This is a genomic window from Streptomyces sp. NPDC030893, assembly GCF_055571535.1.
Window position 1 is genome coordinate 56,287 of the sequence record NZ_JBVIFC010000007.1, and the last position, 18,687, is coordinate 74,973.

General features: G+C 73.1%; 13 protein-coding genes. 3 read left to right on the plus strand and 10 right to left on the minus strand.

Features of this window, described 5'->3' with window-relative positions; genetic code table 11:
- Window positions 1-55: 55 nt before the first annotated feature.
- From ispG to ACZ434_RS15880, 6 genes are all read right to left on the minus strand, one after another.
- Window positions 56-1,213: a flavodoxin-dependent (E)-4-hydroxy-3-methylbut-2-enyl-diphosphate synthase gene (ispG, locus tag ACZ434_RS15855; protein WP_468456005.1), complete on the minus strand. Its 1,158-nt coding sequence runs from the start codon at window positions 1,211-1,213 to the stop codon at window positions 56-58.
- A 190-nt stretch (window positions 1,214-1,403) separates the two neighbouring features.
- On the minus strand, window positions 1,404-2,696 hold the full coding sequence (locus ACZ434_RS15860) for a M50 family metallopeptidase (RefSeq protein WP_468456389.1): 1,293 nt from the start codon (window positions 2,694-2,696) through the stop codon (window positions 1,404-1,406).
- A gap of 8 nt (window positions 2,697-2,704) precedes the next feature.
- Window positions 2,705-3,967, minus strand: a complete 1,263-nt coding sequence (dxr, locus tag ACZ434_RS15865; protein ID WP_468456007.1) for a 1-deoxy-D-xylulose-5-phosphate reductoisomerase — start codon at window positions 3,965-3,967, stop codon at window positions 2,705-2,707.
- Between the two features lie 113 nt (window positions 3,968-4,080).
- Window positions 4,081-6,021 carry an acyl-CoA dehydrogenase family protein gene (locus tag ACZ434_RS15870; RefSeq protein ID WP_468456009.1) on the minus strand — a complete coding sequence of 647 codons (1,941 nt, stop codon included), beginning with the start codon at window positions 6,019-6,021 and terminating at the stop codon, window positions 4,081-4,083.
- A gap of 124 nt (window positions 6,022-6,145) precedes the next feature.
- Window positions 6,146-6,829 carry an ABC transporter ATP-binding protein gene (locus ACZ434_RS15875; protein ID WP_468456011.1) on the minus strand — a complete coding sequence of 228 codons (684 nt, stop codon included), beginning with the start codon at window positions 6,827-6,829 and terminating at the stop codon, window positions 6,146-6,148.
- Complete coding sequence (locus ACZ434_RS15880; RefSeq protein ID WP_468456013.1) at window positions 6,826-7,917, minus strand: ABC transporter permease; 1,092 nt, start codon at window positions 7,915-7,917, stop codon at window positions 6,826-6,828. The genes ACZ434_RS15875 and ACZ434_RS15880 overlap by 4 nt, the downstream gene beginning before the upstream one ends.
- Before the next feature lie 180 nt (window positions 7,918-8,097).
- Here ACZ434_RS15880 and ACZ434_RS15885 point away from each other — a divergent pair, with 180 nt between their 5' ends.
- The 3 genes from ACZ434_RS15885 to ACZ434_RS15895 all read left to right on the plus strand — a co-directional run bounded on the left by ACZ434_RS15885 (window position 8,098) and on the right by ACZ434_RS15895 (window position 11,261).
- Window positions 8,098-9,441 (plus strand): sensor histidine kinase, encoded by a 1,344-nt coding sequence (locus ACZ434_RS15885; RefSeq protein ID WP_468456015.1) that lies wholly within the window; start codon window positions 8,098-8,100, stop codon window positions 9,439-9,441.
- Window positions 9,442-10,080 (plus strand): response regulator, encoded by a 639-nt coding sequence (locus ACZ434_RS15890; RefSeq protein WP_468456017.1) that lies wholly within the window; start codon window positions 9,442-9,444, stop codon window positions 10,078-10,080.
- 170 nt (window positions 10,081-10,250) lie between these two features.
- Window positions 10,251-11,261, plus strand: coding sequence for a LacI family DNA-binding transcriptional regulator (locus ACZ434_RS15895; RefSeq protein WP_468456019.1), 1,011 nt, complete (start codon window positions 10,251-10,253; stop codon window positions 11,259-11,261).
- Here ACZ434_RS15895 and ACZ434_RS15900 read toward each other — a convergent pair whose 3' ends face one another.
- From ACZ434_RS15900 to ACZ434_RS15915, 4 genes are all read right to left on the minus strand, one after another.
- Window positions 11,262-12,080: a dioxygenase family protein gene (locus ACZ434_RS15900; RefSeq protein WP_468456021.1), complete on the minus strand. Its 819-nt coding sequence runs from the start codon at window positions 12,078-12,080 to the stop codon at window positions 11,262-11,264. It abuts the gene before it with no gap.
- 106 nt (window positions 12,081-12,186) lie between these two features.
- The gene (locus ACZ434_RS15905; protein WP_468456023.1) at window positions 12,187-14,430 is read right to left on the minus strand and encodes a glycosyl hydrolase family 95 catalytic domain-containing protein; all 2,244 of its coding nucleotides are present in this window, start codon (window positions 14,428-14,430) and stop codon (window positions 12,187-12,189) included.
- Entirely contained in the window at window positions 14,427-16,397 is a 1,971-nt protein-coding gene (locus ACZ434_RS15910; protein WP_468456025.1) for a beta-galactosidase, read from the minus strand. Before ACZ434_RS15910 ends, ACZ434_RS15905 begins: the two co-directional genes overlap by 4 nt.
- Window positions 16,397-18,586, minus strand: coding sequence for a 1,4-beta-glucanase (locus ACZ434_RS15915; RefSeq protein ID WP_468456027.1), 2,190 nt, complete (start codon window positions 18,584-18,586; stop codon window positions 16,397-16,399). The genes ACZ434_RS15910 and ACZ434_RS15915 overlap by 1 nt, the downstream gene beginning before the upstream one ends.
- Between the last annotated feature and the right edge of the window lie 101 nt (window positions 18,587-18,687).

Below are 18,687 nucleotides of genomic sequence, written 5' to 3' on the forward strand. Positions count from 1 at the left end.
TGTCCTGCCACGCCGGAGGGCCTGGCACCGCCCTCCGGCGTCGGCGGGAAGCCCGTCAGCCGGCGACGGAGACCTCGGGCTCGCCGGAGGCGATGCCGTCCTTCTCCATCTGCTCGGCGATCTTCATCGCTTCCTCGATGAGCGTCTCCACGATCTTCGACTCGGGGACCGTCTTGATGACCTCGCCCTTCACGAAGATCTGTCCCTTGCCGTTGCCGGAGGCGACGCCGAGGTCGGCCTCGCGGGCCTCGCCGGGGCCGTTGACGACGCAGCCCATGACGGCGACGCGCAGCGGGACGTCCATGCCGGTGAGGCCGGCGGTGACTTCTTCGGCGAGCTTGTACACGTCGACCTGGGCGCGGCCGCAGGACGGGCAGGAGACGATCTCCAGGCCGCGCTGGCGCAGGTTCAGCGATTCCAGGATCTGGATGCCGACCTTGATCTCCTCGACCGGCGGCGCGGACAGCGAGACGCGGATGGTGTCGCCGATGCCCTGGGAGAGCAGCGCGCCGAAGGCGACGGCGGACTTGATGGTGCCCTGGAAGGCGGGGCCGGCCTCGGTGACGCCGAGGTGGAGCGGGTAGTCGCACTGGGCGGCGAGCTGGCGGTACGCCTCGACCATGACGACCGGGTCGTTGTGCTTGACGGAGATCTTGATGTCGCGGAAGTCGTGCTCCTCGAAGAGGGACGCCTCCCACAGGGCGGACTCGGCGAGCGCCTCGGGGGTCGCCTTGCCGTACTTCTGGAGCAGGCGCCGGTCCAGCGAGCCGGCGTTGACGCCGATGCGGATGGGGGTGCCGTGGTCCTTGGCGGCCTTGGCGATCTCCTTGACCTGGTCGTCGAACTTCTTGATGTTGCCCGGGTTCACGCGGACCGCCGCGCAGCCGGCCTCGATCGCGGCGAAGACGTACTTGGGCTGGAAGTGGATGTCGGCGATCACCGGGATCTGCGACTTCCTCGCGATGACCGGGAGGGCGTCGGCGTCGTCCTGGGTGGGGCAGGCCACGCGGACGATCTGGCAGCCGGAGGCGGTGAGCTCGGCGATCTGCTGGAGGGTCGCGCCGATGTCGGACGTACGCGTGGTCGTCATCGACTGCACGGACACGGGGGCGTCCCCGCCCACCGCCACGGATCCGACCTGGATCTGCCGGGTCCTCCGGCGCTCGGCGAGCTTGGTCGGAACGGACGGCATGCCGAGAGAAATCGCAGTCATCTGCTGTGCAACCCCAAGTCGTGGATCAAGCTCCGGCTCCCCGTGAGCAGCGGGCTCCGGGCTCCGAGATTACGGCACCGGCCGAGGGCCGGGCACATCGCGCCCGTAAACCCACCCAAAGGACGATGGCCCGGAACGAAAGGGTTCCAGGCCATCGTGAACGGCGGGTGTCGGATGTGTGGGACAGGGCCTAGGAGATCCGTACCGGGTTCACCACGTCCGCGATCAGCACGAGGATGGTGAAGCAGACGAAGACCCCGGCCACCACATAGGCCACCGGCATCAGTTTCGCCACGTCGAACGGGCCCGGGTCGGGGCGGCGCAGCACCTTGGCGAGGTTGCGGCGCAGCGATTCCCACAGTGCACCCGCGATGTGCCCGCCGTCGAGCGGCAGCAGCGGGAGCATGTTGAACAGGAACAGGGAGAGGTTGAAGCCCGCGAGCAGCATCACGAACATGGCCATCTGCTGTGAGGCGGGGATCTCGAGGGTGGCGATCTCGCCGCCCACCCGGGCCGCGCCGACGACGCCCATCGGGGAGTCGGGTTCGCGCGGGCCGTCGCCGAAGGCGGCGTCCCACAGGGCGGGGATCTTGGACGGCAGGGCGGCGAGGGAGTCGACGGCGTCGCCGACCCGGTCGGTCATCCAGACCACGGAGTCCCCGAAGTCCTGTCTGACGACGCCGGTGGCGGCGCTGAAGCCGAGGAAGCCGGCCTTGACGTACTCGCCCTCGACGTAGGCGCCGTTGCCGTCCTTCTTGGCGACCAGGTTGGTGGCGATCTTCGCCTGGAGGGTCACCTCCCGGCCGTCGCGGTCGACGACGATCGGCACGCTCTGGCCGGCGCTGTCCCGGATGAGGTCGGAGAGGGTGCCCCAGTCGTCGGTGCGGACACCGGCGAAGGCGACGATCCGGTCGCCGGCCTTCATGCCGGCGGCCTCGGCCGGGGACTCGGGGTCGGACTTCTTGCACTCGTCGCGGTTCTCGCTCTGCGAGATGACGCAGGGCGAGACCGAGCTGACCGTGGTGGTCTGCTGCTGGATGCCGAAGCCCATCAGCACGGTGAGGAACAGCGCGACCGCGAGGACCAGGTTCATGAACGGGCCCGCGAACATGACGACGACCCGTTTCCACGGCTTGCGCGTGTAGAACAGGCGCTTCTCGTCGCCGGGCCTGAGCTCCTCGAAGGCGGCGGAGCGGGCGTCCTCGATCATGCCGCGCCACGGTGAGGTGGAGCGGGCCTCCAGCCGGCCGTCGGGGCCGGGCGGGAACATGCCGATCATGCGGATGTAGCCGCCGAGGGGGATCGCCTTGACGCCGTACTCGGTCTCGCCCTTGTGCCGTGACCACAGGGTCGGTCCGAAGCCGACCATGTACTGGGGCACGCGGATGCCGAACATCTTGGCCGTGGACAGGTGCCCGAGCTCGTGCCAGGCGATGGAGAACAGCAGGCCGACCGCGAAGACGACTATGCCGAGGATGAACATCAGGGTCGTCATGCACGCGCCTCCGCGCTCGCCGTCCGGACTGTCAGTTCCCGGGCCCTGGTCCGGGCCCAGGTCTCCGCTTCGAGGACGTCCGGCACGGTCAGGGAGGTTCCCTTCGCCGGGGTGCCGTGTTCCTCGACCACCCGGGTTACCGTCTCCATGATCCCGAGATACGGCAGCGCGCCGGAGCGGAAGGCCTCGACGCACTCCTCGTTCGCCGCATTGAACACCGCCGGGGCCGTTCCCGCGAGCTCGCCGACGTGCCGGGCGAGGTTCACCGAGGGGAACGCCTCGTTGTCCAGCGGGAAGAACTCCCAGGTGGACGCCTTGCTCCAGTCGAAGACCGGGGCCGCGTCCGGGACCCTTTCGGGCCATCCGAGGCCGATGGCGATGGGCCCGCGCATGTCGGGGGGCGTCGCCTGGGCCAGTGTCGATCCGTCCGTGAACTCAACCATCGAGTGGACATACGACTGCGGGTGCACGACGACCTCAATGCGGTCGAAGGGAATGTCGTAGAGGAGGTGTGCCTCGATGACCTCCAGGCCCTTGTTGACGAGGGTCGCGGAGTTGATCGTGATGACCGGGCCCATGGCCCAGGTGGGGTGGGCGAGGGCGTCCTCGACGGTGACGCCGGCCAGCTGCTCCCTGGTGCGGCCGCGGAAGGGGCCGCCGGAGGCGGTGACGACGAGCTTGCGCACATCGGCGCGGGTGCCGGCGGCCAGCGCCTGGAACAGCGCGGCGTGCTCGGAGTCGACCGGGATGATCTGCCCGGGCTTGGCCAGCGCCTTGACCAGCGGGCCGCCGACGATGAGCGACTCCTTGTTGGCGAGCGCGAGGGTGCGGCCCGCCTCCAGGGCGGCGAGGGTCGGGGCCAGTCCGATGGATCCGGTGATGCCGTTGAGGACGGTGTGGCAGTCGGAGGCGGCGAGCCGCGTGGCCGCGTCCGGTCCGGCCAGGATCTCGGGCAGCCGCTCCCCCGCCTCGTACTGCGCGGACAGCGCCTCGCGCAGCGCCGGTACGACGTCCTCGCGGGCGACGGCGACCGTGCGCACCCGCAGCCGGCGGGCCTGCTCGGCGAGGAGGGCGATCCGGCCCCCGTTGGCGGAGAGGCCGGTGACCCGGAAGCGGTCGGGGTTGCGCAGCACGAGGTCGATGGCCTGGGTGCCGATCGACCCGGTGGAGCCGAGGATCACCACGTCCTTCGGGCCGTCTCCCACCACGGGGTCGTAGACGAGGTGCGGATCGGCGAGGGGGGCTGGACTGTCGGTCATCCCCCCATTGTGTCCGTATCCCGTGGCCGCCAGGACACGGGTGCCGGTGCGAGGCGCGGCGAGTCGGCCCCGGACCGGCACCGGGGAGCCGGCCGGGTGTCCCCGGCCGGCCGTCACCTGATCGGGCGGTGGACGTTCTCCCGCTGCGAGGGGCCGGGCGAGGCGTCCGCGATCCAGGGGCCGTCGTCGGAGGGGTCGATGACGCCCTGTTCGAGCCACTCGTACGTGCCGGAGAGCACGCCCTTGACGACCTTGCGGTCGACGTCGTCGGTGTTGCTCCACAGCCGGCCGAAGAGCTCCTCGACCCGGACGCGGGACTGGCGGCAGAAGGCGTCGGCGAGCTGGTAGGCCTCCCGGCCGTTCTCGCCGCGGGAGCGGAGCAGTTCCGCGCGGACGCAGGCGGCGCTCATCGCGAAGAGTTCGGCGCCGATGTCGACGATCCGGCCCAGGAAGCCCTGCTTGGTCTCCATCCTCCCCTGCCAGCGGGACATGGCGTAGAAGGTGGAGCGGGCCAGCTTGCGGGAGGTGCGCTCGACGTGGCGCAGGTGCGGGGAGAGGTCGATGCCGTGCTTGAACGCGCCGTAGGAGCCGGGGAGCTGTCCGGGTCCCGCGACGAGCTTCGGCAGCCACTTGGCGTAGAAGACACCCGCGCCCGCGCCCGCCCTCGCCTTGTCGCCGAGGGACTTCTCCGGGTCGATCAGATCACCGGCGACCGACAGGTGGGCGTCGACGGCCTCGCGTGCGATCAGCAGGTGCATGATCTCGGTGGAGCCCTCGAAGATGCGGTTGATGCGCAGGTCGCGCAGCATCTGCTCGGCGGGGACCGCGCGCTCGCCGCGGGCGCGGAGGGACTCGGCGGTCTCGAAGCCGCGGCCACCGCGGATCTGGACCAGTTCGTCGGCCATCAGACAGCCCATCTCCGAGCCGTACAGCTTGGCGAGGGCGGCCTCGATGCGGATGTCGTTGCGGTCCTCGTCGGCCATCTGCGAGGACAGGTCGACCACGGCCTCCAGGGCGAAGGTGGTCGCCGCGATGAACGCGATCTTGGAGCCGACGGCCTCGTGCAGCGCCACCGGCTTGCCCCACTGCTCGCGGGCCGCCGACCACTCGCGGGCGATCTTCAGGCACCACTTGCCGGAGCCGACGCACATGGCGGGCAGCGACAGCCGTCCGGTGTTGAGCGTGGTGAGCGCGATCTTCAGACCGTGGCCCTCCTCGCCGATGCGGTGGGAGGCGGGGACGCGCACCCGGTGGAAGCGGGTGACGCCGTTCTCCAGTCCGCGCAGGCCCATGAAGGCGTTGCGGTTCTCGACGGTGATGCCCTCGGAGGCGGCCTCCACGACGAACGCGGTGATGCCGCCCCGGTGGCCCTCGGACTTCGGCACCCGCGCCATGACGACGAGGAGGTCGGCGACCACACCGTTGGTGGTCCACAGCTTCACCCCGTCGAGGACGTAGTGGTCGCCTTCGGGGACGGCGGTGGTGGCCAGGCGCGCGGGGTCGGAGCCGACGTCCGGCTCGGTGAGCAGGAAGGCGGAGATGTCGGTGCGGGCGCAGCGCGGGAGGAAGGTCTCCTGCTGCTCGCGCGTGCCGAAGATCTTCAGGGGCTGCGGAACGCCGATCGACTGGTGGGCGGAGAGCAGGGCGCCGATCGCCGGGCTGGCGGAGCCGACCAGGGCGAGGGCCTTGTTGTAGTAGACCTGGGTGAGGCCGAGACCGCCGTACTTGGTGTCGATCTTCATGCCGAGGGCGCCGAGCTCCTTGAGCCCGGTGATCACCTCGTCGGGGATGCGCGCGTCGCGTTCGATCGTGGCCCCGTCGATCTTCGTCTCGCAGAAGTCGCGGAGCTTGGCGAGGAACTCCTCGCCGCGCTGGACGTCGTCGTCGGCCGGCAGGGGATGGGGGTGGATCAGGTCGAGCCGGAAGCGGCCGAGGAACAGTTCCTTGGCGAAGCTGGGCTTGCGCCAGTCCTGCTCCCGGGCGGCCTCCGCGACCTGGCGGGCCTCCCGTTCGGTGACCGTGGGCCGGGACGGGGACTCGGGTACTGCGGACATGAGGCTCACCTCGCCGCGAAGAGGGTGGAGTCGTTCATTACCGACTGGTGCTACCCGATCGTATGTACCCGATTCGTAGCGACCCCACCACCCTTCGTGCGGCCGTTCGGCCGATACGGCGGCCTCAGCGGGCGGGCGCCGGGAGGGTGAGGCGGCCGTCGCGGACCTCGGCGATCCGGTCGACGGCGGTGAGCAGGGCGCGGTCGTGGGTGACCAGGACGGTGGCGGTGGCGCGCCGGTGGGTGAGCCGGGTGAGCAGGTCCATGACGGCGGCGCCGCGCTCGTGGTCGAGGGCGCTGGTGGGTTCGTCGACCAGCAGGACGGTGGGGTCGTTCATCAGGGCGCGGGCGATGTTCACCCGCTGGCGCTGGCCGCCGGAGAGCTGGTGGGGGCGGCGGTCCGCCAGGTCGGCGAGGCCGACGGCGTCGAGCAGTTCCCTCGCCCGGCCGCGGGCCTTCCCCGGTGGGCGGCCGTCGATGGCGGCCATGACCTGGAGCTGTTCGGCGGCGGTCAGGGAGGGCAGCAGGTTGGGCTGCTGGAAGACGATGCCGATGCCGCGGCGGCGCAGGTCGGTGAGGTCGCTCCGGCCGAGGCCGGTGGTCGGGGTGCCGTCGACGGTGACGGTGCCGGAGTCGGGGGTGACGAGGGTGGCGGCGACGGCGAGCAGGCTGGACTTGCCGGAGCCGGACGGGCCGACGACGGCCGTGACGCTGCCCCGCGGGACGTGCAGGGTGACGCGGTCGAGGGCGGTCAGCCGGGTGTCGCCGTCGGGGTAGGTGAGGGTGATGTCGGTCAGTTCGAGGCTCATCGGGCGCTCCCCAGGGCGGTCAGCGGGTCGACGGAGGTGATGCGGCGGACGGACAGGGCGGCCCCGAGCGCGCCGAGGACGATCAGCACGGCGGCGGGGGCCAGGACGGTGGCGGGGTCCGGTTCGAAGGGGATGCCGGAGCGGGCGACGGCGGTGCCGAGCGCGGCGGCGACGGCGGTGCCGGCGAGGGTTCCGCCGGTCAGCAGCACCAGCGCCTGGCCGAGGGCGTCCGCCAGCAGCCGGCGGGTGGGGGCGCCGAGCGCCTTCAGTACGGCGATGTCGCCGCTGCGCTGGATGGTCCACACGGTGAAGAACGCGCCGACGACGAGGGCGGAGATGGCGAACAGGAAGCCGCGCATCAGCTGCAGGGAGCCGTTCTCGGAGGTGTAGGAGCCGATCGCGGACAGGGAGTCGTCCTTGGTGACGGTCCTGGTGCCGGCGGCGCGGTCGGCGGCCGCGAGGTCGGTGTCCGGGCCGGTGGCGAGGGCGATGACGGTGGCGGTGGGGGCGCCGTCGCGGGCGGCGGTGGGCGGGGCGATGGTGTTCCAGGTGTCCAGGGAGGTCCAGACGACGGGGGTGTGGCTGAAGGAGGCGTCCCCGCGCGCGGCGGCGACGGTCAGTTTCCGGCCGGCGAGGGTGACGGGGTCGCCGGTGCCGACGCCGAGTTCTTCGGCGGCGGCGGTGGAGAGCACCACCGTGCCGTCCTCGACGCGGTCGCCGCCGGGGGCCAGCGGGGAGTCCGGCAGGACGCCGAAGACGGAGACGCCGGTGCCGCGTTCGCCGGCGCTCGCCCGGGTGGTGGTGATGCCGAGCGGTTCGGCGCGCGTCACCCCGGGGGTCGCCGCCCACCGCCGCCACTGCCGTTCGGTGACGGTGGAGTCGGCGTACGAGAGGTCCTGGCCGTCGGCGGGGGCGGCGAAGGCGATCCGGTCGGCGGGCAGCCCGGTGACGGCGGAGACGTTCTCCCTGGCCAGCCCGGCGGTCAGCCCGGACAGGAGCCCGACGAGCAGGGTGATCAGGACGACGACGGTGCCCATCAAGGCGAATCGCCCCTTGGCGAACGTGAGATCCCTCCAGGCGACGAACATGTCCCGGCCTGTCCCTTCGATCGGTGGAAACGGTGTGAGAAACGGTGTGGCTCCACCGTCGCGCCGGGCGGGGGGCACGGGCATCGCGCCCAGGAGGGGACTTTGCGAATCGAAGGATCGGGTCGCGCCTCCACCTTTTGATCGATGCCCGTGACCGGTGCTCTTCGTAGGGTGGAGGTGATGAACCGCCTCACTCCGACCTCCCGGGCCCAGGCCGGGGGTCTGCATCTGCTCGTGGCCGGGCTGCTCGCCCTGGCCGCCGTGCGGGCGCTGACCGGGGACATGGCGCACGCGGGTGCCGTGGTCGGTGTGTGCGCCGCCGTGGCGGGTGTCTACGCGGTCGGGCCGCTGACCCCGGCCGTCTCCGCCTCGCGCCGTGCCGCGCGGTGGTGGCTGGCGGCGCTGGGCGCGGTCTGGCTGCTGTTGCTGGCGCTGACCCCGGACGGGGTGTGGCTGGCGTTCCCGCTGTACTTCCTCCAGCTCCACCTGTTGTCCCGGCGCGGCGGGCTGCTCGCGGTCGTGGCCACCGCCGCCGCCGCGATCACCGCGTTCGCCGCGCACCGGGGCGCGTTCTCCCCCGCCCTGGCCATCGGGCCCGCGCTCGGGGCGGCCGTCGCCGTCGCGGTGGTGTGGGGGTACCAGGCCCTGTACCGGGAGAGCGAGCGCCGCCGCCGGCTGATCGAGGAGCTCACCGTCACCCGTGCCGATCTGGCCGCCGCGCAGCACACCGCGGGTGTGCTGGCCGAGCGTGAGCGGCTGGCCCGCGAGATCCACGACACCCTCGCCCAGGGGCTGTCGAGCATCCAGTTGCTGCTGCGGGCCGCCGAGCGGGCGCTGCCCGACCGGCCCGGGGCGGCCGCCGGCCATGTCGTGCAGGCCCGGGAGACGGCCGTCGGCAATCTCGCCGAGGCCCGCCGGTTCGTCGCCGCCCTCACCCCGCCCGCGCTGGAGGGCACCACGCTGGCGGGCGCCCTGGAGCGGCTGTGCGCCACGACCAGCGCCCAGCACCCCGTCGCCGTCCGGTTCCACCGCACCGGCACACCCCGTGCGCTGCCGACCGCCCTGGAGGTGGCGCTGCTGCGGATCGCCCAGTCGGCGTTGTCCAACACCGTCCGCCATGCCCGGGCCACCACGGCCGGGGTCACCCTGGGCCACCTCGACGACGGCGTACGGCTCGACGTGGTCGACGACGGCATCGGATTCGACCCCGGGCGGCTCCCGGCCCCGGACCCGGCCGCCGGGGGGTTCGGCATCGCCGCGATGCGGGCCCGGGCGCGCGCCCTCGGCGGCACCCTCACCCTGGAGTCGTCGCCGGGCGGCGGCGGCACGGCGCTGTCGGCCCGGTTCCCCCTGGACCCGCCGGAGCGGCACGTCGACGCGGCGGACCGGCGCACGGACGAGGCGGACGCCGGACACGACAGGCACCCGGGCGACCCGGACGCCGCGGACCGGCGCTCGGACGATCCGGGCGCCGCGGACCGGCGCTCGGGCGGGCCCGGTGTCGCGGACAGGAGCGAGGCATAGGTGAACGACGTCGTCCCCATCCGCATCCTGATCGCCGACGATCACCCCGTGGTACGGGCCGGGCTGCGCGCGGTGCTGGAGACCGAGCCGGGGTTCTCCATCGTCGCCGAGGCGGCCACCGCCGAGGAGGCCGTGGAGCTCGCCGCGGCCGGCGGGGCCGACGTGGTGCTCATGGACCTGCAGTTCGGCGGCGGCATGAACGGATCGCAGGCCACCGCCGCCATCACCGCCCGCCCCGGAGCTCCCCGCGTGCTGGTGGTCACCACGTACGACACCGACGCCGACACCCTCCCGGCGATCGAGGCCGGGGCCACCGGCTATCTGCTCAAGGACGCCCCGCCCGAGGAACTGGCCGCCGCCGTGCGCACCGCGGCCGCGGGCCGCACCACCCTCGCGCCGGCCGTCGCCGACCGGCTGATGAACCGGCTCCGCGAACCGCACGCCTCGCTGACCCGGCGCGAGACGGAGGTGCTCACCCTGGTCGCCGAGGGGCTGTCCAACCAGCGCATCGGCGAGCAGCTGCACCTCACCCAGGCCACGGTCAAGTCCCATCTGGCGCACGTCTACGCCAAACTCGGGGTGGACTCGCGCACCGCCGCGGTCGCGGCGGCCCTGGCGCTCGGCATCATCCGCCGCTGAGGGACGATTCCTCCGTCACCGGTTCGTCTTCAACCCCGCGCCACGATGTCGAAGCGCTTCGACACCCTCTGGACACCCGTTGTCCTGTGGGGCTACTGTCGAACCACCCTCACCCACCCCGGCCGGTCCGGGCTCGTTGTCGAAGCGCTTCACACACTGGGAGAACGTGGATGGTCACCCTCGCCGAGGTCGCCCAGCACGCCGGAGTCTCGGCGAGCACGGTGAGCTATGTCCTCAGCGGCAAGCGGTCCATCTCCGCGAACACCCGCCAGCGGGTCGAGCGGAGCATCCGCGAACTCGGGTACCACCCGAACGCCGGGGCGCGCGCCCTGGCCAGCAGCAGGTCCAACATCATCGCGCTGATGATCCCGCTGCGTACGGACATGTACGTGCCGGTGATGATGGAGATCGCCATCGCGGTGGCCACCACCGCCCGCACCCACGGGTACGACGTGCTGCTGCTCACCGGTGAGGAGGGCCCGGACGCGGTGCGCCGGGTCGCGGGCAGCGGACTCGCCGACGGCATGATCCTCATGGACGTCGAGCTCGACGACGAGCGGCTGCCGCTGCTCCGCGGGGCCGAGCAGCCCGCCGTGCTGATCGGGCTGCCCGCCGACACCGCCGGCCTGACCTGCGTGGACCTCGACTTCAAGGCCACCGGCGCGCTGTGCGTGGAGCACCTGGCCGAACGGGGGCACCGGGACGTCGCCGTGATCGGCGAGGCCCCGGCGGTCTACGAACGGCACACCGGCTTCGCCGAGCGCACCCTGGACGGGCTGCGCGGCCGGGCGCGGGAGCTGGGGCTGCGGCTGCTGCACCGTCCGTGCGAGGGCGGGTACGACGCGATGGCCGTGACGCTCGCCAGGATCCTCGACGAGCGTCCCGGCACCACGGGCTTCGTCGTGCAGAACGAGTCGGCGGTCGAACCGCTGCTCGCCCTGCTGCGCCAGCAGGGCCGGGCCGTGCCCGAGGACGTCTCGGTGGTGGCGATCTGCCCGGAGCAGGTCGCCGTGCAGGCCTCGGTGCGGCTGACGTCGGTCGCCATCCCCGCCCAGGAGATGGGCCGGCACGCCGTGGAGCAGCTGGTCGCCAAGCTCGGCGGGCGCGGCGGCGACGAGGTCGTCCTGCTCGCGCCCGAGCTGACCGTCCGGGCCAGCTCGGGGCCGGCGCCCGCTCCGTAGCTACTGCACGCGGCGCCAGAGGGCGGGCACGTTGGGCGGCTCCCACCCGGTCATGGACGTGTGCATCTGGAGGCAGCGGTAGCCGGCGCCTCCGTACGTCACCCGGTCGCCCGCCGCGTAGGACCGGCCGGGTGCCCAGCTGCCGCCCGGCGGGTCGGTGGGCGGGTCGGTCGGGCCGCCGTCGACGTCGAGCACGAAGTCGAAGGTGCCCTGCCGGCCGCCGCCCGCGGCGCGGACGTTCATCAGCAGCCTGGCGTCGAAGAGGGCGTCGGTGGTGTTGCGCGGCTCACCGGGGAAGTACAGCTGGGTGGTGAGGACGGGCTCGCCGGGTGCCTGGGCCTTGACGTGGAGGTGCCGGGTGCGGCCCGGGTAGAGGCCGGGCACGATGGTACGCAGGGTGAAGGCTCCGGAGGCGTCGGTGAACTGGTGCCCGCGGAAGGTGTATCCGGCGTTGTCGTAGGCGCCCGCGTTGTCGGCCTGCCAGAAGTCGAGCAGGACCCCGGCCAGCGGGACGCAGTCGCGGCCGAAGACGTAGCCGCTGACGGTGAGCGGGGTGCCGGAGGTACCGGGCGTCACGAGGTCGGTGCGCCGCGGCGAGTTGGGTTTGAAGTAGGGGCCCTCCATCTGGTCGGGCGTGGGGTCGTCGCCGTCGTCGCAGTACGGGGTGGGCGACAGGGTCCGCCCCTTGGCCTCCCTGGCGAGGGCCACCGTGCCCGTGGCGAGCAGCGGGGCGGCGGCGCCGGCGGCGACGGCCGCCCGGAGCAGGTTCTTGCGGCTGATCGGGCGGCCGTCGGGCTCGTCGGCGGCTGAGGGGGTCATCGCGGATCCTCCGGGCTTCTCGGTGGGGGCGTGTGCCGGTGAACGCCGGAAACGTAATCGCGGCGGCCACCGGCCGGGCAGCTCCCGTTCCGACCCCTGGAGCGCGTTATGGAAGGCGCGAGGGTGCCGTGGGTGTCCTCAGCGTGAGGACACGGTCCTCCCCGGCGACCAGGTCGAGCGGCTCGGCGCCGGCGGAGGTCCACAGGGTGACGCGGTGGGTGCGGGCCGGACGGACGACGGCGGTGGCGCCGTCCGGGGACCAGCCGAGATCCAGCGAGGCCCCGAAGCGGGTGCGGATGCCGCGCAGTCGCCCGCTCGGGTATGCGGGAAGCGGGGCGGGCAGCAGGACCAGCCGGTCGGGGGTGGACTGGACGAGGGCCTCGATCAGCACGGCGGGCAGGGTGTGGGCGGCGTCGGCGTTGTAGACGTGGCGGCGCGGGTAGTGCGAGCTCATCAGCGAGGCGTGGAAGAAGTCGCCGTCGAGGACCTGGGCCAGTGCGTGGGCGACCCGCTCGCCGTCCCGGAGGCGGGCCGCGATCAGCGCGTGGTGCAGGTGTCCGTGCGCCGAGTCGTTCTCGGCGCCGCGCAGTTCCAGGGCGCGGTGGGCGGCGGCGGCCGGCTCCGGGGTGTCGTAGGGGGTGATCTCGTCCAGGGGCCAGACGCCGTAGAGGTGGCTGAGGTGGCGGTGGTCGTAGGTGTCGTCCAGGCCGGGCCAGGCCCATTCGGCCAGTGCGCCGTCGGAGTTGACGCGGTGCGCGGGGAGCCGGTCGGCGAGGGCCCGCCAGCGGGCGGCGTGCAGCGGGTGGTACGCGGCGGCGGTGTACAGGGCGTGCCGGGCGGCGGAGAGGTCCATGGCCGCGTTGACGGCGCCCCAGCTCGCGTTCGCGGGCCGGTTCTCGGGCGAGTAGGAGGGGACGACGACCGGGCGGCCGTCGCCGTCGGTGCGGCTGAGGAAGTCCTCGTAGAACAGAGCGACTTCGGCGAGCGCGGCGGCGGTGTGCGGGTCGCGGGCGCCGCGTGTCTCGTCGTGGTCGACGAGGGGTTTGAGCAGCCAGTCGGCGCCGGCGGTCCACAGGTGCAGCGGGTACTCGCGGCTGAAGTGGTACGCGTGTCCCGACTCGCCGTCGCTGTGGGCGGGCGCGACCACGCCCCGGGTGCCGAACACCGTACGGGCGTTGTCCCGCCAGTCGGGCAACTGGCGCCGGATCAGGGCGGCCAGCGCCTCGGTGACCTCGGGAAGGTCGGCGGCCGCGGCGGAGGCGGTCTGGAGGCCCAGGTTGGCGTCGTTGGTGAAGGCGCCGGACCAGGCGGTGTCCCAGTCGCCGGTCCACAGTCCGGTGAGCCGGGGCGGGAACAGGCCGCTGGCGGACAGCAGGTGGTAGCGGCCGGCGGCGAAGAGCCGCTCCAGCAGGGCGGCGCTGCGCGGCCGGGTGAGCAACTCGGAGCCCGGCAGGGCGCGTTCGTCCGGGTCGGCGGCCAGGTCCAGGGCGACGCGTTCGTAGGCGGTGCGGTGCCGGAGGAGATGGCGGTCGAGGAGGCCGTCGTACGGGATGTCCGGTGTGCCGGCGAGCAGGTCGCGCAGGGCGCGGCCCTCGGCGAGCACGTCCGCCTCCCCGGTGTGCCGGCGCACCCGGGTGAGCAGCAGCACCGAGCGTGCGCGCTCGACGCGTACGCCGGGCGGGGCGAGCGTGGTCGTGCCGCCGGTGACGGCGGCGAGGGTGATGCCGGTGCAGGCGAGGTCGCTGCCCGGGTAGCGGGCGCGCAGGCTCAGCAGCGCGCCCTCGGGGGTGAGGACGGATCCGTGGCCGATGCCCAGACCGGTGGGGGCGTTCGGGAGCCGGTGGTCCAGGGAGAGGTCGAGGGTGAGTGCGGGGCCGGTGACGTACTGGACGATCACGTCGTCGGCGCGGGAGACGAAGACGCGGCTGGACCAGCCGTCCCGGGTGGCCTCCGCGACGCCGGTGGTGAAGTCGACCGTACGGCGGTACCCGGACGGGTCCGACGGGTCCGGATCACTTGCCGTGCGTCGCACGCGGACCTGGAAGGCCGGGTGGAAGGCGCGCACCCACTGCAGGGGGCGGCCGTCGGTGAAGTCCTCGGCGGCGGCCGTGTCACCGGAGAGCAGCCGGTCCTGGAGCCGGACGAGTCCGTCGGCCAGGCGGGGCGGCAGCCGGTGGGGCTCGTCGCCCTCGACCGGACGGACCAGGGTGTGATGGGTGACGACGGTACGGTCGTCGTCCGGATCGCCGAACACGAGGGCGCCGTGGTGGCCGTTGCCGCTCAGGAAGGCGTCCTCCCAGCGGCCGGCCGGACGTGGTTCCCAGGTGCCGTGGACGGGCGTGGCGCTCATGGTTTCAGCACCGCCACGCCGTAGCGGCCGAGGGTGACGCGGTCGGTCACGGTGGTCCCCGTCAGGAGGTCGCGGTGGGTGCCGGGGACGTCGACGGTGACCGGCTCCCGGCCGTGGTGGAGCAGGAACAGCAGCTCACCGCGGCGCACCGCCTCGACCCCGTCCGGGAGTCCGTCGAGCACCGGCCGCGCCCCCGCCTCCGCGGCGGCGCGGGCCAGCAGCGCGCGCAGGGCGTCCGGTTCGGGCAGCGTGGAGACGTACCAGGCGCGCCCCTTGCGCAACACGGCGGGCAGCCCTTCGAGTTCACCGCCCCGGTAGGGGACGGTCTCGTCCGCGGTGCCGTCGGGCTCCAGTTCCTCGGACCACAGGGTGCCGCGCAGGCCGTCCTCGCACTCGACGGTCTCCCCCGGCTCCAGCGGCCACCATTCGTGCAGGGTGCGGATGCCGAACAGCTCCCGCAGCCGGGCGTCCATGCCGCCGGGCCGCACCCGGTCGTCCTCGTCGGCGACACCGGTCAGGAACCCGCAGACGAGGGTGCCTCCGCCGCGTACGTACGCCAGGAGGTTGTCGGCGGCCGTGTCGGTGAGGAGGTAGAGCTGCGGGACGACGACGAGGCGGTAGCCGGACAGATCGTGCCCGGGGTGGGCGAAGTCGGTGGTGAGCTGGGACTGCCACAGCGCCCGGTGCCAGGCGCCGAGGACCGCCGGGTAGTCGACCTCGCGGGACGGGCGGCCCTCCTGGTCGCCGGCCCACCAGGAGTGCCAGTCGTGCAGCACGGCGACGTCGGCGGTGATCCGGCCGCCGCTGACGTGGGGGGCGATCCGGGCGAGGTCCGCGCCGAGCCGCTCGACCTCCCGGTACGTGCGTCCCCGCTCGCCCGCGTGGCCGACCATCCCGGAGTGGAACTTCTCGGCGCCCTGCCGGGACTGGCGCCACTGGAAGTAGCAGACGGCGTCCGCGCCGCGCGCCACGGCCTGGAGCGACCACAGCCGGTTGAGGCCGCGCGGCTTGGGGTGGTTCACGCCGCGCCAGTTGACCGCCCCGGCCGCCTGTTCCATGAGCATCCACGGGCCGCCGGCCTGGGAGCGGGTCATGTCCTGGACCAGCGCGCCGCTCTGTGCGCCGAACGGGTCGCGCGGGTCGGGGTAGAGGTCGACGGAGACGGCGTCCTCCTCCTCGGCCCAGCGCCAGGCGTCCTGGCCCGCCCACAGCGGCATGAAGTTGGTGGTGACCGGCAGGTGGGGGGTGTGCCGGCGGACGATGTCGCGCTCGGCGGTGTAGCACTCCAGGAGCATGTCGGAGGTGAAGCGCCTGAAGTCGAGCACCTGGGTGGGGTTCTTCATGTAGTGCGCGTGCCGGGGCGGCAGCACCTCCGCCCAGTCGCCGTAGCCCTGGCTCCAGAAGGCGGTTCCCCAGGCGGTGTTGAGGGCGTCGAGGGTGCCGTAGCGGTGGCGCAGCCAGGAGCGGAAGCGGGCGGCGGCCTCGTCGCCCCAGTCGTAGGTGCAGTACTCGTTGTTGATGTGCCACATGGTGAGGGCCGGGTGGCCGGCGTAGCGGGCGGCCAGGTCCTCGGTGACGGCGGCGGCGAGGCGGCGGTAGGTGGCGCTGGAGTGCGAGAAGTGCTGGCGCCCGCCCCACCACTCGGTCCGGCCCTCGGCGTCGCGGGGCAGGGTGTCGGGGTGCAGGTGGCCCATCCAGGGCGGGGGCGAGGCGGTGGGGGTGGCGAGGACGACGCCGACGCCGTGGCCGTGCATCAGGTCCATCAGCCGGTCCAGCCAGCCGAACTCCCGCTCCCCCGGGCGGGGTTCGATCCTGGCCCAGGAGAAGACGCCGAGGGTCACGGAGTTGACGCCGGCCTGCTTCATCAGGCGGGCGTCCTCGTGCCAGGTCTCCTCGGGCCACTGCTCGGGGTTGTAGTCGCCGCCGTAGAGGATGCGGCCGCGGGTGGCGTCGTTCAGACTCGGCATCAGACGGGCTCCCCGTACTGGATGCCGCGCCCGTTGGTGGCGAGGTAGACCCGGCCGTACACGCGGGGGTCGCCGGTGACGGTCTCGCCGGTCCAGCCCCACTGGTGGTCGTCGTCGTTGATGCGCACCCAGGTCCTCGCCTCGTCGTCGGAGCGGTACACGGCGGTGATCGCCTCGGTGGCGCCGACCTGGTAGATCGCCGGGTAGCCGGCGCCGCCCGCGGCCTTGCCGAAGCCGAGGGTGTAGGAGGCCCAGCAGCTCTCCACCTTGGTGAAGGTCGCGCCGCCGTCGGTGGAGCGGTACAGCCCGTTCCATTTCGCGCTCAGCCAGAGGTCGCCGGTGCGGCCGGGTGCCGCGACGACCTTGAACTGGCTGTCGCCGGAGGGCAGTCCGGTCGCCCGGGCGGTGAAGGAACGGCCGTGGTCGGTGCTGGCGAGCAGCGTTCCCGTGTCGGTGTCGTAGGCGTAGAAGAGCGCCGGGTCGGCCGGGTCGGCGACCGGCGTGGCGCCCTGGGGGAAGGAGGGGACCTCGGACCAGGTGGTGCCGTTGTCCGCCGAGCGGTGGGTTGGGTGCCTGGTTCCGTCCCAGTGCACGAAGGACCACAGGAGCACACCGCCGTCGGCGCCGGTGGCGATCGGTCCGGGTGCGTTCTCGGCGATGGGGGGCTGGGTGGCGAAGGGCGCCCAGGTCCGTCCGCCGTCGTGGGAGTACGCGCCGTTGCCGTGCTCGCCCCAGCCCGCCCGGACGACGTACGCCGGTCTGCGCGCCGCCTGCGCGAGTCCCGTCGCCGACCCGGAGACGGGGTTGGTGGCCATGCCGTGCGCCGGGGACGAGGTGAGCCGCTCGTGGTACATCACGCCGATGTCCCGCGACCCGCTGATCAGGTGCGCCCGCCCGGCCGGGGGCGAGACCAGCTGGGTCACGGAGGTCTCCTCCAGGCCGCGGACCCGCGGTGCCCAGTGACGCAGGTCGCGGGTGCCGTAGAGAGTGGCGCCGGTGCCGTACACGAGGTTCTCCGCGTCGTACGGGTCGAGGGCGAGCGCCTGGATCCACCAGCCGAACTTGGGCTCGTCCTCGCCCCACTTCAGATACGGGGTCTCGGAGACGTCGAGTACGGCGGTGTCCTTCAGCGACCGCCAGCTGCGGCCGCCGTCGGTGGAGCGGTACAGCGTGTCGACGGCCGCCCAGCGGTTGTTGGTGGAGACGACGACCGTGCCGGGGCGGCGGGCGTCGACGGCGACCCCGCCGTAGCCGAAGGTGTCGGCGGAACCGTCGCCGGTGCTCCCGCCGGGCTTCACCGGGGTGACCTCGGTCCACCGGCCGCCGGCGGTGCGCAGCTTGTGCACACTGCCGTCGGACTGGCCGTTGGGGCCGGGCGCGTCGGCGTACGTCAGATACAGCTCGCGGGCGTGCCGGTCGTAGGCGGCGCGGACGGGCACGCGCGCGGCGGCGCCGGACGGCTGCCCGGGGACCGCCTCCCAGGTCGTGCCGTCGGACGTGCGGAACAGGTTCGCCTCGCCGCCGTCGCCCCAGCCGGCGTAGACGGTGCGCCCGGCGGCGACCAGGAGGGTGACGCCCTGGCCGGTGGCGGACGGGGCGGCCGGGAAGCCGCTCACCGGGGCCCAGGTGGTGCCCCGGTCGGTCGACCTGAGCAGTCCGTCGTGCCGGGTGCCCAGCCACAGGGTGTCGCTGTCCCGCGGATCGACGAGCAGCCGCTCACCGGTGCCCCGGCCGTCCTCGTTGGCGCCGAGTTTCACGGTGAGGTCGGTGCGCTGCCAGGTGGCGCCGCGGTCGTCGGAGCGCAGGACGGCACCGTTGCTCCCCCACGACTGGGCGTAGGTGCCGCAGGCGAGGTAGAGCCGGTCCGGGTGGGCGGGGTCGACGGCCATCGCCTCGACGCCGAGCAGGTTCCAGTCGTCCCACCCGATGTGATCGAGGAGCGGTGTCCAGCGCTCCCGCCGGTCGTCCCAGCGGTAGGCACCACCGATGTCGGTACGGGCGTAGGCGAGCCCGCGCACCCGGGGGTGGAACAGCACGCCGGTGATGAACCCGGTTCCGCCGATGACGACGTTGCGCCAGCGGTAGGAGGAGGGCGGGGCGGCCTCGGCCCGGCCGGCGAGAACGGGAACAGCGGCGACTGCCGCCGCTCCGGCAAGAACGGCACGCCGGCTCAGAGAAGACGCGAACATGACAGAACCTCGCCTGTGAGGGGGTGAGTGGAGAAACCTGAAGGGGCGCGGGGAACTGCGCGATCAACCACACGTGACCCGCGGGCGAACGACCACGCAGG